14 protein-coding genes are annotated in these 15,285 nt (G+C 53.0%); 12 read left to right on the forward strand and 2 right to left on the reverse strand.

Going from position 1 to position 15,285, the window contains the following annotated elements; all coding sequences use genetic code 11:
• The first annotated feature begins 87 nt into the window (after positions 1-87).
• The 11 genes from ribF to tapY2 all read left to right on the forward strand — a co-directional run bounded on the left by ribF (position 88) and on the right by tapY2 (position 12,344).
• A complete protein-coding gene (gene ribF, locus BN1135_RS20070) occupies positions 88-1,062 on the forward strand; it encodes a bifunctional riboflavin kinase/FAD synthetase (RefSeq protein WP_042024287.1) in 975 nt (324 codons plus the stop codon).
• Positions 1,062-3,926 (forward strand): isoleucine--tRNA ligase, encoded by a 2,865-nt coding sequence (gene ileS / locus BN1135_RS20075; RefSeq protein ID WP_042024289.1) that lies wholly within the window; start codon positions 1,062-1,064, stop codon positions 3,924-3,926. The genes ribF and ileS overlap by 1 nt, the downstream gene beginning before the upstream one ends.
• On the forward strand, positions 3,926-4,435 hold the full coding sequence (lspA, locus tag BN1135_RS20080) for a signal peptidase II (protein ID WP_042024290.1): 510 nt from the start codon (positions 3,926-3,928) through the stop codon (positions 4,433-4,435). Before ileS ends, lspA begins: the two co-directional genes overlap by 1 nt.
• 8 nt (positions 4,436-4,443) lie before the next feature.
• The gene (gene fkpB / locus BN1135_RS20085) at positions 4,444-4,896 is read left to right on the forward strand and encodes an FKBP-type peptidyl-prolyl cis-trans isomerase (RefSeq protein ID WP_172954116.1); all 453 of its coding nucleotides are present in this window, start codon (positions 4,444-4,446) and stop codon (positions 4,894-4,896) included.
• Complete coding sequence (gene ispH, locus BN1135_RS20090; protein WP_042024293.1) at positions 4,896-5,831, forward strand: 4-hydroxy-3-methylbut-2-enyl diphosphate reductase; 936 nt, start codon at positions 4,896-4,898, stop codon at positions 5,829-5,831. The genes fkpB and ispH overlap by 1 nt, the downstream gene beginning before the upstream one ends.
• A gap of 110 nt (positions 5,832-5,941) precedes the next feature.
• Positions 5,942-6,346 (forward strand): type IV pilin protein, encoded by a 405-nt coding sequence (locus tag BN1135_RS20095; protein WP_042024294.1) that lies wholly within the window; start codon positions 5,942-5,944, stop codon positions 6,344-6,346.
• 3 nt (positions 6,347-6,349) lie between these two features.
• Positions 6,350-6,919: a type IV pilus modification protein PilV gene (pilV, locus tag BN1135_RS20100; protein WP_042024296.1), complete on the forward strand. Its 570-nt coding sequence runs from the start codon at positions 6,350-6,352 to the stop codon at positions 6,917-6,919.
• A complete protein-coding gene (locus BN1135_RS20105; protein WP_082186852.1) occupies positions 6,916-7,914 on the forward strand; it encodes a PilW family protein in 999 nt (332 codons plus the stop codon). Before pilV ends, BN1135_RS20105 begins: the two co-directional genes overlap by 4 nt.
• Entirely contained in the window at positions 7,911-8,348 is a 438-nt protein-coding gene (tppD, locus tag BN1135_RS20110) for a type IVa pilus pseudopilin TppD (protein WP_042024298.1), read from the forward strand. The genes BN1135_RS20105 and tppD overlap by 4 nt, the downstream gene beginning before the upstream one ends.
• A gap of 10 nt (positions 8,349-8,358) precedes the next feature.
• Positions 8,359-12,066 (forward strand): pilus assembly protein, encoded by a 3,708-nt coding sequence (locus BN1135_RS20115; protein ID WP_052443867.1) that lies wholly within the window; start codon positions 8,359-8,361, stop codon positions 12,064-12,066.
• Positions 12,063-12,344, forward strand: coding sequence for a type IVa secretion system protein TapY2 (gene tapY2, locus BN1135_RS20120; protein ID WP_042024303.1), 282 nt, complete (start codon positions 12,063-12,065; stop codon positions 12,342-12,344). The genes BN1135_RS20115 and tapY2 overlap by 4 nt, the downstream gene beginning before the upstream one ends.
• A 27-nt stretch (positions 12,345-12,371) precedes the next feature.
• Here the strand turns inward: tapY2 and BN1135_RS20125 are convergent, their stop codons facing one another.
• Positions 12,372-12,899 carry a GspH/FimT family pseudopilin gene (locus tag BN1135_RS20125; protein ID WP_042024305.1) on the reverse strand — a complete coding sequence of 176 codons (528 nt, stop codon included), beginning with the start codon at positions 12,897-12,899 and terminating at the stop codon, positions 12,372-12,374.
• A 97-nt stretch (positions 12,900-12,996) separates the two neighbouring features.
• Positions 12,997-13,515: a GspH/FimT family pseudopilin gene (locus tag BN1135_RS20130; protein ID WP_042024308.1), complete on the reverse strand. Its 519-nt coding sequence runs from the start codon at positions 13,513-13,515 to the stop codon at positions 12,997-12,999.
• A gap of 146 nt (positions 13,516-13,661) precedes the next feature.
• Between BN1135_RS20130 and BN1135_RS20135 the strand changes: the two genes are divergently transcribed.
• Entirely contained in the window at positions 13,662-15,284 is a 1,623-nt protein-coding gene (locus tag BN1135_RS20135; RefSeq protein WP_042024311.1) for an NAD+ synthase, read from the forward strand.
• Position 15,285: the final 1 nt, after the last annotated feature.

Raw genomic sequence — 15,285 nt, forward strand, 5'->3', positions numbered from 1 at the left:
AGCTGAAATAGGACCATGAGGGCTGACCCTGCCTGCTGCCTGTTATATAATCCGCCGATTTCCATGGCAGCAACGCACAAGGCACTGATGGAGCTTATTCGCGGCATTCACAATCTCAAACCCCGCCACCGGGGATGTGTATTGACCATTGGCAACTTTGATGGGGTTCATCAGGGTCACCATGCGGTATTGGCACGTCTCAAGGCGAAAGCGGCCCGACTGGGATTGCCTGCCTGTGTCATGTTGTTCGAACCGCAGCCGCTGGAGCTGTTCGCCGGTAGTGATGCGCCAGCTCGCCTTAGCCGGTTGCGAGAGAAGTATGAGGCACTGCAAGGGCTGGATATTGACCGGCTGCTCTGCGTGCGTTTTAGCCAGCGCTTTGCCGAGCAGGCTGCCTCGACCTTCATCGAGCAGTTGTTGGTGGAGAAGCTCGGGGTGCGCTATCTGGTGGTCGGCGACGATTTTCGTTTCGGCAAGGGGCGGCAAGGGGACTTCCACCTGCTGGAGGAGGCGGGTCATCGCTTCGGGTTCGAGGTGATCAGTACCCAGAGCTTCCAGCTCGAACGGCAGCGGGTCAGCAGCACACTCGTACGCGAGGCGCTCAAAGCGGGCCGGATGGCGGAAGTGGAGCTGATGCTCGGCCGCCCCTATACCATCAGCGGCCGGGTGGCCCACGGCGACAAGCTGGGGCGCACCATAGGTTTTCCCACCGCCAATCTGGCCCTCAAGCGCCAGGTGATCCCGGTCGGTGGCGTGTTTGCGGTGGAAGTGATATGTTCCGGCAAGACCTTCCCCGGTGTAGCCAATGTGGGTGTACGGCCGACCTTGAGCGGTACACAAGCCAGATTGGAAGTACATCTATTTGATTTTTCTGGTGATCTATATGGTCAACAGGTCAAGGTGCTGCTTCGCCACAAGCTGCGCGAAGAGCAGAAGTTTGCCTCTTTCACTGCCTTGAAAGAGCAGATCGAACGAGATGCCCTGGCAGCCCGAGCCTGGTTCGGGCTGCCACAATTCAATTTACCCAGCACTCTTTTAGAAAAGAAGGGAACCCAGGACTGATGAGCGACTATAAACACACCCTGAATCTGCCGGAAACCGAGTTTCCGATGCGTGGCGATCTGGCCAAGCGCGAACCCAACATGCTGAAACGTTGGTACGATCAGGATCTCTACGGCGCTATTCGCCGCGCCAAAGCGGGCAAGCCTTCTTTCATTTTGCATGACGGCCCCCCCTATGCGAACGGCAATATTCACATCGGTCACTCGGTCAACAAGATCCTCAAAGACATCATCATCAAGTCCAAGGGCCTCTCCGGTTTCGACTCCCCCTATGTACCGGGTTGGGATTGCCACGGTCTGCCCATCGAGCTGAAAGTAGAAGGCATGGTTGGCAAGCCAGGTGTGAAAGTCTCCGCTGCCGAATTTCGCGCCGAGTGCCGCAAGTACGCCAAGACCCAGATCGACGCGCAAAAGACCGACTTCATCCGTCTGGGTGTGCTGGGTGACTGGGACAATCCCTACCTGACCATGGATTTTGGCACCGAAGCCAACATCATCCGCTCCATGGCCAAGATCGTTGAAAATGGCCACCTGCACAAAGGCTCCAAGCCGGTGCACTGGTGTACCGACTGTGGCTCTGCGCTGGCTGAAGCTGAAGTGGAGTACTACGACAAGAACTCCCCCTCCATCGACGTGCGCTTCAAAGCCGTTGACGAGACGACCGTGGCCGCCAAATTTGATTGCGCCGAAGGCCACAACGGCAAGGGCCCGATCTCTGCGGTGATCTGGACCACTACCCCGTGGACCCTGCCAGCCAACCGTGCCATTGCCATGCACGCCGATCTCGACTATGCGCTGGTGCAGGTCGAAGGGGAGCACCCGGAGCGTCTGATCCTGGCCGCTGAACTGGTCAAGGATGTGATGGATCGTGCCGGTATCGAGCGCTTCCATAACCTGGGTTATGCCAAGGGTGCTGCGCTTGAGCTGCTGCGCTTCAACCACCCCTTCTACAGCTTCGATGTGCCGGTGGTGCTGGGTGACCACGTCACCCTGGATGCCGGTACTGGCGCCGTGCACACCGCCCCTGGCCATGGTCAGGAAGACTTCGTGGTTGGCCAGAAGTACGGTCTGGAAGTGGCTAACCCGGTTGGCAGCAACGGCGTTTATCTGCCGGATACCGAACTGTTTGCCGGCCAGCATGTATTCAAGGCCAACGCCTCAGTGGTCGAAGTGTTGACCGAGCGCGGTGCTCTGCTGCATCACAAGGTATTCAACCATTCCTACCCGCACTGCTGGCGCCACAAGACCCCGATCATCTTCCGTGCCACTCCGCAGTGGTTCATCAGCATGGAGCAGAAAGGTCTGCGCCAGCGCGCGCTGGAAGAGATCGAGCGTATCGAGACCGATGGCCTCAACAGCGAGCTCAAGCAAAGTGGTTGGGTTCCGGCTTGGGGTAAAAACCGTATCCAGGCGATGGTCGAGAACCGCCCGGATTGGTGTATCTCCCGTCAGCGTACCTGGGGCGTGCCTATTTCGCTGTTTGTCCACAAAGATACTCAGGCGTTGCACCCCGAATCCGTGCGCCTGATGCACGAAGTGGCCAAGCGAGTCGAGCAGTCCGGGATCCAGGCATGGTGGGATCTGGACAAGGCCGAGCTGCTGGGCAGCGATGCCGACATGTACGACAAGGTGCCTGACACCCTGGACGTCTGGTTCGACTCAGGTTCCACTCACTCCTCCGTGGTGGATGCGCGTCCCGAGTTCAACGGCAAGTCAGCAGATCTCTATCTGGAAGGTTCTGACCAGCACCGTGGCTGGTTCATGTCCTCCCTGATGATCGGCGTGGCGATGAAAAACAAGGCGCCTTACAACCAGGTGCTGACCCACGGCTTCACCGTGGATGGCCAGGGTCGCAAGATGTCCAAGTCCATCGGTAACGTGGTCAGCCCGCAGGACGTGATGAACAAGCTGGGTGCCGATATCCTGCGTCTGTGGGTAGCGAGCACTGACTACACCGGCGAGATGACCGTCTCTGACGAGATCCTCAAACGCTCTGCCGATGCCTATCGTCGCATCCGCAACACTGCCCGCTTCCTGCTGGCTAACCTGAACGGCTTCAATCCGGCGACCGACATGGTGGCGCCTGCCGACATGGTAGTGGTGGATCGCTGGGCTGTGGGTCGTGCCAAAGCGGTGCAGGCCGAGATCATGGCGGCATTCGACGAGTACAACTTCCACGGTGTGACCCAGAAGCTGATGCAGTTCTGCTCCATCGAGATGGGCTCCTTCTATCTGGATGTGATCAAGGATCGTCAGTACACCGCTAAGGCTGACAGCCTGGCCCGTCGCTCCTGCCAGACTGCCCTTTATCACATCGTTGAGGCCATGGTGCGCTGGATGGCACCGATCATGAGCTTCACCGCTGACGAGATCTGGGCACTGCTGCCGGGTGAGCGCGGCGAGTTCGTCTTCACCGAAGAGTGGTATGACGGCCTGTTCGGGCTGGCTGCGGGTGAAACCCTCAACGACGATTTCTGGGCCGAGATCCTCACTGTACGCGGTGAAGTGAACAAGGCGCTGGAAGTGGCCCGTGGCGAGAAGCGTATCGGTGGCTCCCTGCAGGCCGAGTTGACCTTGTTCGCCAAACCGGAGCTGGCTGCGCGCCTGAACGCCCTGGCCGATGAGCTGCGCTTCGTGCTGCTCACTTCCAAGGCCAGGGTGGTGGTGGCTGACACTGCGCCTGAGGGCTCTGTGGCGACCGAGCGTGATGACCTGTGGCTCTGCGTCGCCCAGTCTGCTGCCGCCAAGTGCGACCGCTGCTGGCACCATGTGGAAGACGTGGGCACCATCGCCGGTCACGAAGAGATCTGCGGTCGCTGTGTGACCAACGTTGAGGGTGACGGCGAAACTCGTCAATTTGCCTGATGAACATGACTCACAACGCGATGCATAACAAAACCGGCCTGCGTTGGCTGTGGCTGGCGGTGCTGGCCTTTGTACTGGACCAGGCGAGCAAGCTCGCCGTGGTCAAGTTGCTGCCATTTGGTTACCCGGGGGTGGAGATCACCCCCTTTTTCAATCTGGTCCATGTCTACAACAAGGGCGCTGCATTCAGCTTTCTGGCTGATCAGGGGGGCTGGCAGCGCTGGTTCTTCGCCGTGCTGGCGTTTGCCATCTGTGGTCTGCTGATCCACTGGCTGCGCAAGCAGTCGGTGACCCAGCGTTGGAGCGGCATCGCCTATTCCCTGATCATCGGTGGCGCCCTTGGCAACGTCTTTGATCGGTTGGTGCTGGGCCATGTGGTTGATTTCCTCGACTTTTACTGGCAGCGTTCCCACTGGCCAGCGTTCAATCTGGCTGACAGCTTCATCTTTATCGGGGCTGCCATGATAGTGCTGGAAGGCTTCCGCTCCGAGAAGAAGGAGGTGGCATGAGTCAGCCTATCGCCGCTGAGATTACAGCCAACAGCAGCGTGCTGTTCCACTTCTCCATCAAGCTGGAAGATGGTTCGGTGGCCGACAGCACTGCGCTGCAGGGCAAACCGGCTCGTTTGCGGATGGGGGATGGTAGCTTGACGCCCACCTTCGAGCAGTGCCTGCTGGGCCTCTGCGAAGGGGAGAGCAAGAGCTTTACGCTGGCGCCCGAGCAGGCGTTCGGCCTCTCCAATCCCGACAACATCTACCATCTCGACCGCGCCAAGTTTGGCGCTGATGTGGAGCCCAAAGTCGGCACCATCATCCTGTTCGATCAGCCCAATGGCAGCGAGCTGCCGGGCATCATCCGGGCGGTGGCAGGGATGTCGGTGACGGTCGATTTCAACCACCCTCTGGCCGGGCATACCGTCACCTTCGAGGTGGAGATCCTGAGCGTTGATGACGAGGAGAAGGTGCACTAATGGATATTCTGCTCGCTAACCCTCGTGGTTTCTGCGCTGGTGTTGATCGTGCCATCAGCATTGTCGAGAGCGCGCTGGAGAAGTTCGGTGCCCCCATCTATGTCCGTCATGAAGTGGTGCATAACCGCTATGTGGTGAACAAGTTGAAGGATGCGGGGGCGGTCTTCGTCGAGGAGCTCGATGAGGTGCCGGACGACAGTATCGTCATCTTCTCCGCTCACGGCGTGGCCAAGTCGGTGCGCGAGATGGCCAAGTCCCGTGCCCTCAAGGTATTCGATGCCACCTGTCCGCTGGTGACCAAGGTGCATATGGAGGTCCATCGCGCCAGCCGCAAGGGCTCCGAGGCTGTGCTTATCGGTCACGCCGGTCACCCTGAAGTGATCGGCACCATGGGGCAGTACGAGAATCGTGAAGGCGGCATGTATCTGGTGGAGACACCGGAAGATGTGGCCAAGCTCAAGGTGAAGAATCCGGATGATCTCTGCTTTGTCACTCAAACCACCCTGAGCGTGGATGAGACCTCGGACGTGATCGATGCGCTGCGCCAGCACTTCCCCAAGATCCAGGGGCCGCGCAAGGATGACATCTGCTACGCCACCCAGAACCGTCAGGATGCGGTGCGGGAGATGGCTGGACTGGTGGATGTGATGCTGGTAGTCGGTTCTCGCAACTCTTCCAACTCCAACCGGCTGCGCGAGCTGTCCGAGAAGGTGGGCACCACAGCCTATTTGATCGATGATGCCACCATGATTGAGGCTGCTTGGCTCACCGGCATTAACGCCATCGGCGTGACGGCGGGGGCCTCTGCACCAGATGTGCTGGTGCAGCAGGTTATCACCCGTTTGCGTGAGCTGGGTGGCAAAGCGGTGGCCGAGCATCCAGGTCGTGAAGAGAATGTGGTATTTGAGGTTCCTCCCGAACTTAGAATAATTTGAGTGCAGCCAGGAAGGCTTAAGAATAAAGTGCAATGATGATGACGCCGGGTTTGTTCTAGAGACAGGCTCGGCGTTAAACTTATAGAGCAGTCAGTCACCAAGGATGGGATATGATTGGATACTTTCGTGGTTTTTCTCTTATTGAGCTGATGATTGTCGTCGCCATCGTGGCGATTCTCGGCACCATCGCTTACCCCTCTTATCAGCAATACGTGCTGAACACTAATCGTGTCGAAGCGAAAGCCATGCTGCTCAATGCAGCTAATCGACAAGAAACCTACTTTATGGATTTCAATCAGTACGCTTCCTCTGCTACCGCGTTGGGTATGAGTGCTGCATCTGATACGGGGCTCTACCAACTCGCCATCACTGTATCAGGCAATTCCTATACCTTGTCAGCTACCGCGAAAGCTGCGACAGCGCAGGCCAAGGATACCGACTGCACGGTTTTTTCCATCAATCAGCTTGGTGTCAAGAGCGCCTCCGGTGCAGCTAGCAGTAGCTGCTGGGACTAGCGTATGGCCATTCATCACCCATTACATAACAAAGGATTCAGCCTGCTGGAGGTGATGATCACTGCGGTCATCCTGTCCCTCGGGCTGCTCGGCCTGGTTGCCTTGCAGACCCATTCCAAATTTGCCAGTTATGAGGCTCGCCAGCGTACTATCGCCAGCTGGCTGGCTAACGATATGGTTGAGCGGGTACGGATAAATCGTGATAGCTGGAGCGCATCCGGTGCCGTAACCGTCAATCTTGCTGCCAATCTGCCACGCCCAACTTGTGCTTTGGCTGATGGCACTATCAGTGGCTGTAGTGCTGCCGATTTACGTGCTGCCGACCTTCACTATTGGCAGCAAGCCTTGCTTGGGGTCAGTGTTTCGGGGGCGGCATCCTCGTTGAACTCTCCGGTAGGTTGTGTAGTGCGGCGCGCCAATAATGTATTGGCTGTCGGGATATTCTGGGCTGGCAAGCAAGCTCTATCCGATGGCGGGGGAGCCGGTACGGCTGCGACGTTGATCAATGAGTGTCAGTTATCTACAACAATCGATGCAGCGAGGCGCCAGTTTATTCTGACGACCACGCTATGAAATCTCACGGTTTCACTCTGGTTGAATGGCTTATCGCCATGACGATGGGACTGTTCTTATTGGCGGGAGTTTTTTCGGTCTTTGTAATATCTCGCTCAAGCTCTGAAGATGCATTTGATCAGAGTGAATTACAGGAAAATGGTCGACTGGCTATTCGACTGATTAGCCAGGATATCAAATGGGCGGGTTTCTTTGGTGCCCATACAGGTCAGTCCACCCAAGTTGGTCCATCACTTTCGCTCAGTGCTGGCAGTACCATTTTATCAACCAGTGATTGTCTGGATGAGCGCTCTGTAGGTAGTTTGCCATCAAATGCTGGCCCCGCCAGAGGACTGTGGGTGAGTCGGGTGTCAGCATCTAAAGGGCTTGCCGGGTTCGCTTGTATTCTGGTGGCTGACCGGGTGGCAAATACGGATGTAATCAGTATCAAACGGTTGGTCGGTCGACCTATTCCTGCGACAGAAAGTTTGGATGCAAATCGTTTTTATATGGCGACCAATAGTCAAGAGGCGAGAGTCATCAAGGGGAGTGAAACCAGACCACTCTTTGGGGCCAATAATGAAAGCCAGACTTGGGAATATCAGCACTATATCTATTATTTGTCACAAGATAATGGCGTTCCGGTGCTGCGCAAGCGCTACCTGACCGCCGATGGTGGATCTTCCCTGATCGGTGGCGCAATGGCTGAAGGGGTGGAGCATATGGTGTTGATGTTCGGCGTCGATGATTCAGTGATCCCCGATGGGCGTATTGATAGATATATGTCAGCAGACCAGATGACCACCCCGCGCTGGAATGAAGGACGTGTATTAGGTGTTCGGCTTTTTATATTAATCAGAGCAGCGAAAGAATCAGCACGTTACAAAAATAACAATACCTATCAACTTGGTAATCTGCCACCAATCACAGGCAATGGCGATGGCTATCGCCGCCTGCTGTTGGAAAGCAGTATTGCATTGCGTAACCAGCAAATTGTGACCCGGAGTGGAACATGAGATCGTTTCAACAACAGCAGGGTATTGCGTTGATAGTCGCGCTGGTCATTCTGGTTCCCTTGACCTTGATTGCAGTGGTGGTCATGCAGTCCAGTGGTATGAGCCTGAAAATGGCCGGTTCCGGTGCCACTCTGCAGCGAGCGGAACACGAGGTTGAAGGAACCTTGGAATCAGCATTGGGAGAGGCGGGTCTGTCAGCACAAATTGCAACGCAGGCGATAGGTGTTTCAGCGGCAATTGGCACAATAACCCCAACCACGACCCTCACAATCAACACCGAAAGTGTATGCAAGCGGAAATTTGAAGCCAGTAGCCAGAATGTGACGCCGGCCTGTCGTTATGCTGAGGCCACCACATCCAGTGCTTATGGCAAGGTGAATAGCCAAATGAACTTTACTGCCGGGGTGGAACAGCCTCTGCTAAGTGCCAATTAGGGAGCCAGTAATGAACATAAGGATCTGTTTGCTAACAAGCTTGCTGGTGTTATGTAGCAGTATCTCCAGCACATCCATGGCGGTAGGGACTGGCTATTCAGATGATACCGAGTTATTTATTTATGACTTTGCCAAGGCTGGTGATTTCAGACCAAAAGTATTGTTTATATTTGATAATTCAGGAAGTATGGGAGACACTACCTTACTGGCTAAAGCAGAGTATGACCCGGAATTTTCTTACCCTAGGTTAACAAATGATGACGGGAATAACAATTATATTTATTACTCTACTAATGGAACTCCGCCTCAAATAGTTGACTCGAATAACACAAAACGTTTTTTGAAAAATAAAAATGCATGTGCTACATCTCAAATCGCCTTTAATGAGTTTGGCTTGTTTTCATCTGTTTATTGGAATTATGTTGTATCTGGTAGTGGCAGCAGCAGGAAAGGTGAGTGGAAGCCATTAAAGAACTATACAGCGAACAGCATTAACATAGTCGATTGCCAACAAGATATTTCAGCAAAAAATAATGATAACAGCGGTTTTACTAACTCATATCAGTCAGTATCAGGCTCAATCAAAGGATATCCTGTCAACAGAACAAACAATACCAATATTAGTACGCCTTGGGTTGATAGTGTCGCACCTACCCCTCCTAATACTGGGGGGGGGGAAGTTTTGACTATTTATACAGCAAATTATCTACGTTGGTATTATGCACCTGCAAATATAAGTACCTCCAGATTAAATGTTGCGAAGCAAGCGCTTCGAGAGTTGGTTCGTTCTACTCCTGCGGTAGACTTTGGTCTTGCAGTGTTCAATCAAAATGATGGTAATAGCAGTACCAATAAAAATGGTGGTCGTATCATTAGACAAATTATTGGTAATGATGCCGTTTTAGCTGCGGGCAAAACCGGCTCACAAGATTTAATTGATAAATCGAATAGCCTTGCGGCGGAAACATGGACTCCTTTATGTGAAACCATGTATGAAGCCTACAGCTATTTTGGTGGGCTTGATATATATTTTGGTGATGATGATGCCAGTCGTAACCCGCAGCGTGATGCCAATGCTGAAATACCGTTGAGTAATAAGTATAAGTCCCCATATGATAAGTGTTCTAATAATGGCTATATTATATATATGACGGATGGTGCACCAACTTATGATACTGCTGCAAATAGTCTAGTGGCCGATTTGCTAAACAAGTCTGCTGATCCTAATAAACCTGGTTATAGTAGCACGGTCGCCTATGGTACAAGTAATGAGAAAAGCTATCTTGCGGCGCTCGCTGGTTATATGAAAAATAACGATGTTAATACATCTGCGGCGGGTAAACAAACGGTCACCACTTTTACAGTCGGCTTTGGTGATGAGGCGATTAAAGGGGCTGGCGTTCTGTTGGCTGAAACAGCTCGTCGTGGTGGCGGTAAATATTATCCTGCGACTGATGCGACGCAATTAAATGAAGCCTTAAAATCTTCATTGTTAGCCATTTTAAAAATGAATACATCCCTCGTCTCGCCCGCAATTGCCACCAATAACTTTGACCGCACCCGCAGCCTTAATAATATTTATTATGCGATGTTTGAGCCGGGTGCAGGCCCCAGATGGAAAGGAAATCTGAAAAAGCTGGTTTTAGCCCCTGAAAAAGGATACGTGGTTGATCAAAGTGGTATGCCTGCGATTGGTATCGACGGGACTATCCTTGAAGCTGCCAAGACCTTCTGGTCCTCAACTAGCGATGGCAACAAGGTTGCGGAAGGGGGAGTGCAAGAGATGCTGGCAGCTAAGGTCAATCGAAATATCTATATTATCCCCCCTTCAACAAATACCTTGAGTGCCTTTCTCGGGAGTAATAGCAAAAGTGCTCTTGAAAGTATGGCTGGTGGTGCGACTCAACTGCGCACTGTCATGAATCTGAATAGCGCTGATAATATAGATGACCTTCTTAATTGGATGAAAGGCATTGATGCTTTTGATGAGAATAAGGGTGGTGATACGGATGATATTCGTGAAGATATTCTTGGTGATCCGCTGCATTCACGTCCGCTAGTTATTAACTACGGTTGTACAAAATTATCAGGGCAAACATCTTGTATTTCAGACCTGAGGTTGGTTATGGGGACAAATAGCGGGTTCCTGCATATGTTTAAAGATAGTGACAAAACTGTTGATTCAACCGTTGATGAAAGCTGGGCGATCATGCCATATCAATTTATCGCTAATCAAAAAATGCTGAAAGATAATCTGGATTCATCGGTGCACATTTATGGTGTTGATGCATCCCCCATGGTATTGGTCAATGAAAAAATTAAAGATGGACATATACAGGCTTCGCAGGGTGATAAGGTATGGTTGTTTTCAGGGTTGAGAGGTGGTGGTAGTGCATACTATGCCATCAACATTTCCAACCCCGATGCACCTTCCTTAATGTGGCGCCTCGATAAAAATAGTACCGGTTTTAGTAAGCTTGGTGAGACGTGGTCTATTCCTGAAGTGGCATTTATTCCTGGCTATTACACAACAGAAGGCAATAACCCAAAAAACTACAAGCCGGTTTTGATATTTTCTGGTGGTTACGACCAAGCTAAGAGCTACTTGGGCCAAGGAACTGAAGATAGTTCTGGTTTGGGTGTTTACATGGTTGATGCGGAAACAGGGGCTTTAATTTTCAGCTTTACTCCTGATGTAAGTGGTGAAAAAAACAAACAAGTTACGGGTATGACATACAGTATGCCAGGCTCAGTCTCTGTGCTGGACAGTGATGGTGATGGCATTTCTGACCGAATTTATGCGGGCGATACCGGTGGCCAGATCTGGCGTATCGATATGAAAGGAACAGATAAATCCAAGTGGACGGCGATCAAGTTTGCCAGCTTGGGTAATGCTCATCTGACAGGGACTGCAAAAAAACTGGAAGATGATCGCCGTTTCTTTACTCAACCAGTATTGGTGCGCACCATCAACAAAGGCTGGAAATATGATGGGACAAATTATCTCTACAGTGAGCGCCCGTTTGATGCTGTGTTGATAGGAAGTGGTGATCGTAATCGTCCCTCCTCAGAAGCCATCACCAATAATGTTTATGTGATGCTCCGTGACTACAATGTCAGTCCGAGCTTGTTTGGCGGTACCTCTGAGCCATCAGTGCCATCAAGTATCACATTGAACGACCTCTATGATGTGACCAGTGACCCATTTACCGGTTTGAATGAAGAGCAGATCGTTAATACAACCAAGGCTCTTACCAGCAAACAAGGGTGGAAATTCTGGCTCAATGAAAGCGGTGAAAAATCCATGGGGGCTGGCTTGGTGTTACAAGGCAAGCTCTACTTCACCTCTTTCCTGCCTCAGGTGCAGGACTTCCAGCAATGTACCATCCAATCTATCGGTGCCATGCGTCAGTATATGATTGATATGCACTACGGCACATCGTTCAAATATGTGCTGGATAGTAGCAATCAGGAAGTTATTCAGCGTTACGTAGAGGTACAAAATAAGGTCGCTGATGACCTGGTTATTCATGGCGGTGATGATGGCCGGATTAGAATTATCGGTGGTGCACCAGGCAAGGAGGTCATCCTCACAGATGATGGAAAGGGAGAGCCGGAACGCTGCACCGGAGAAGGTGAATGTTCACAAGGGGCCGAGGAGGCCAAAATGGATATGTCTCCCAAGAAAATCTATCTCTATGAAGGAGAGCAGGGATGAAACGCACGCTGCTCTGGCTGGTGAGCTTACCCTTGTTGGTACAGGCTCAAACTGAAGACATAAAATGTTATGTCACTCTAGAAGGTGGCGTGCAGATGGTGTTGCAGCAGCCGGTTGCTGATACCAGCAAGGCAAATCTGGACCGGGTTTTTAAATTAAAGGGTTATGAGGTTGATGGTGTGGTGCGCCCGGTGATAGAGGTGATCGAGTGCGTACCCTTGGCGGCAACCTTTTCGCTGGCTGCTGCAAAAAAACAAGACGACATTCAACCCAGATAGGTTTGGTGATGGCGTCGGGCAAAGGGGCTAAGAACAACTCAGCCCCTTTTTTTCACTCCGGCTTCGCCCTGATGGCGAGACGATAATATCGACTCGTGATACTTGGTCGATGCAAAACCGGAGTGTCATGTTGGTGCCAATCGCTGTGCCATCCGGGCTAAAGCGTACAAATTGTCGATTGGCCGTGATGGTATGTTTCTCAAGAAAGGGTTCTGTTGCTGATAGCAAGATATCGCCACTTGCAACATTGAGTTGGCGATCCTGATTGGTGTCGATAAATACCAGCATGCGTTGGGCGCCGATTTGATTTGCGGTTATGCAACTCTCGGTTGTGGCGCTACTGACAGGAGTGGCAAGGCATGCGGTGACGGTTTGTTGCTGCGTGATGGCTTGCCGTTGACCGAAGATCAAATGATCCAAAAGGTTTCGGCTGTAGATGTCGCTGTCACTGTTGGTGATCAGGCTTGCCAATGACGGTAGACCCATGGTCAGCAAGATAATGGTCAGGCTTACTGAAATCAAAAACTCCAGCAAGGTAAAGCCATGTTTTTTCATGCCGAGTGAGTCCTTGTTCAAAAGAGACTCTAAGCATAGCCATTGGATTGAAATGGATCCTTTGGCTCTTGTGTGTTTCAGCAGTAGCTAAAACTTCTCATGGACAGACAGCACCACTTGCCTGGCTATGGGCACGTCCGGCAGGCATAACTTCAATCTCAATGCTTTTTTCACCGCTTACACAGAGTGAAAAAATGACCTCGCTGTCAGACGTAATGGTGCCATCGGGGGTGAAGCGCAGCGCCTGTGCATCTGCAGAAATGGCCAGTGCTGTGGGAAACTCGGGACTTGCCGCAATCGTTGTTTCGCTACCATTGAGCTTTTGGTCGCTGTTACTATCGATAAAGGCGATCAGCCGGGTCGCTCCATTTTGATTGGCAGCAATGCACTCCTCGACCGAATTATTGATAGTGGTCAGGCAGAGAGTAACCGTTTGCTGGTTGGAGATGGCTTGTTGTCTGGCGTAGTTCAAGTGGTTGAGGAGGCTCTTTTCTTGGGTCGCCAAATCATTGCTGCCAAGCAGGTTAGAGAGGGAAGGAATACCAATCCCCAACAGAATGACGCCCAGCGCAATGGCGATCATCAACTCCATGAGGGTAAATCCGGCGTTTTTCATATCTGCTGAGGCCTGTCGTTCCGTGACTGTTTACAGCTTATCCCTCCCGTTGATTGCTGTCACATGGTTACGCCTGTCTTGAACTGGCAGATTGCCCCCCTTTTCTTTATCATTCCCCATCATTTTTGATTTTAAGATGCATCGCCATGGCAAAAGCCCTCTCTCTGATGCTTGCCCAGTTGAATCTGACGGTAGGCGCCATCGAAGATAACACTGACAAAGTGCTCGCTGCGGCGGCTCAAGCCGAGCAGCAAGGCGCTGATCTGCTGGTCTGCTCCGAGCTGGCCCTGACCGGCTATCCACCAGAAGATCTGCTGCTGCGTGCCGATCTGATGATCCGGGTCGATGCCGCGCTGGCTCGCGTTGCCGCATGGCAGGGCAACTGTGCCATTTTGGTGGGTCATCCCTGGCGTGAAGGGGAGGCGCTCTACAATGCGGCCTCTCTTTATGAGCACGGCAAGCTGATTGCCCGTTACTTCAAGCAGGACTTGCCCAACTACGGTGTGTTTGACGAGAAGCGCTACTTCACCGCAGCCACCGAGACTTGCGTGGTGCCGTTCCGTGGTCACCAGCTGGGGCTGCTGATCTGCGAAGACCTGTGGCAACCTGGTCCGGCGCTGGCCGCTAAGGCGGCTGGGGCAGAGTTGCTGCTCACCATCAATGCGTCGCCCTACGATCAGGAGAAACCCTGGATCCGCCGCGAGCTGATGGCGGAGCGCTGCGATCAGACCGGCCTGCCATTGGTCTATCTCAATCAGGTCTGTGGTCAGGATGAGCTGATTTTCGATGGTTGCTCCAAGGTGTTCAACAGCCAGGGCGAGTTGACCCACAAGCTCGCCCCGTTTGCCGAAGAGCTGGCGCTGGTGCGCTTTGCCGATAGTCAGCCGGTGAAAGAGTGTGAACCGGCTGCGCCGCTCGAGCCGTTGGCCGAAACCTATCAGGCGCTGGTGCTGGCGGTGCGTGACTATGTCACCAAAAACGGCTTCCACGGCGCTGTGCTGGGCCTCTCCGGCGGGATCGACTCAGCCCTGACCTTGGCAATCGCTGCTGACGCCATCGGGGCCGACAAGGTGCAGGCGGTGATGATGCCGTTCCGCTATACCGCCCAGATGAGCGTGGAAGATGCCAAAGAGCAGGCCGAACGGATGGGGGTTGAGTTCAACATCATCTCCATCGAGCCGATGTTCGAAGGCTTTATGACCCAGCTGGCGCCGCTGTTTGAAGGCACCGCCCGGGACACTACCGAAGAGAACCTGCAGGCGCGCTGCCGCGGTGTGCTGCTGATGGCGCTCTCCAACAAGCGTCGTCGCATCGTGCTGACCACCGGCAACAAGAGCGAAATGGCGGTCGGTTATGCCACGCTGTACGGTGACATGGCGGGCGGTTTCGACGTGTTGAAAGATGTACCCAAGACGCTGGTCTTCAAATTGTGCGAATATCGCAACTCGGTCGACTACGTGATCCCGCAGCGGGTTATCGATCGTCCTCCTTCAGCGGAGCTGGCGCCGGATCAGGTGGATCAGGACAGTCTGCCCCCTTACGACATCCTCGATGCGATCCTCAAGCGCTACGTGGAAGAGGATGCCTCGGTCGCCGACATGGTGGCAGAAGGCTTTGAGGAAGCGGTGGTGCGCAAGGTGATCCGGCTGGTGGATCTCAACGAATACAAGCGCCGTCAGGCGGCGGTCGGGCCCCGTATTACGGCTCGCAACTTTGGTAAGGATCGCCGTTACCCCATTACATCCGGGTTCGGCAAACAGAACTGGTAAG

This window comes from Aeromonas sobria (assembly GCF_000820145.1).
Taxonomy (GTDB): Bacteria; Pseudomonadota; Gammaproteobacteria; order Enterobacterales; family Aeromonadaceae; genus Aeromonas; species Aeromonas sobria.

Coding starts and splice junctions, on each gene's coding strand:
- BN1135_RS20105 (WP_082186852.1), top strand. CDS start 6,916: ATGAAATCTCACGGTTTCACTCTGGTTGAATGGCTTATCGCCATGACG.
- ribF (WP_042024287.1), top strand. CDS start 88: ATGGAGCTTATTCGCGGCATTCACAATCTCAAACCCCGCCACCGGGGA.
- tppD (WP_042024298.1), top strand. CDS start 7,911: ATGAGATCGTTTCAACAACAGCAGGGTATTGCGTTGATAGTCGCGCTG.
- ileS (WP_042024289.1), top strand. CDS start 1,062: ATGAGCGACTATAAACACACCCTGAATCTGCCGGAAACCGAGTTTCCG.
- BN1135_RS20095 (WP_042024294.1), top strand. CDS start 5,942: ATGATTGGATACTTTCGTGGTTTTTCTCTTATTGAGCTGATGATTGTC.
- tapY2 (WP_042024303.1), top strand. CDS start 12,063: ATGAAACGCACGCTGCTCTGGCTGGTGAGCTTACCCTTGTTGGTACAG.
- pilV (WP_042024296.1), top strand. CDS start 6,350: ATGGCCATTCATCACCCATTACATAACAAAGGATTCAGCCTGCTGGAG.
- lspA (WP_042024290.1), top strand. CDS start 3,926: ATGAACATGACTCACAACGCGATGCATAACAAAACCGGCCTGCGTTGG.
- ispH (WP_042024293.1), top strand. CDS start 4,896: ATGGATATTCTGCTCGCTAACCCTCGTGGTTTCTGCGCTGGTGTTGAT.
- BN1135_RS20115 (WP_052443867.1), top strand. CDS start 8,359: ATGAACATAAGGATCTGTTTGCTAACAAGCTTGCTGGTGTTATGTAGC.
- BN1135_RS20125 (WP_042024305.1), bottom strand. CDS start 12,899: ATGAAAAAACATGGCTTTACCTTGCTGGAGTTTTTGATTTCAGTAAGC.
- BN1135_RS20135 (WP_042024311.1), top strand. CDS start 13,662: ATGGCAAAAGCCCTCTCTCTGATGCTTGCCCAGTTGAATCTGACGGTA.
- BN1135_RS20130 (WP_042024308.1), bottom strand. CDS start 13,515: ATGAAAAACGCCGGATTTACCCTCATGGAGTTGATGATCGCCATTGCG.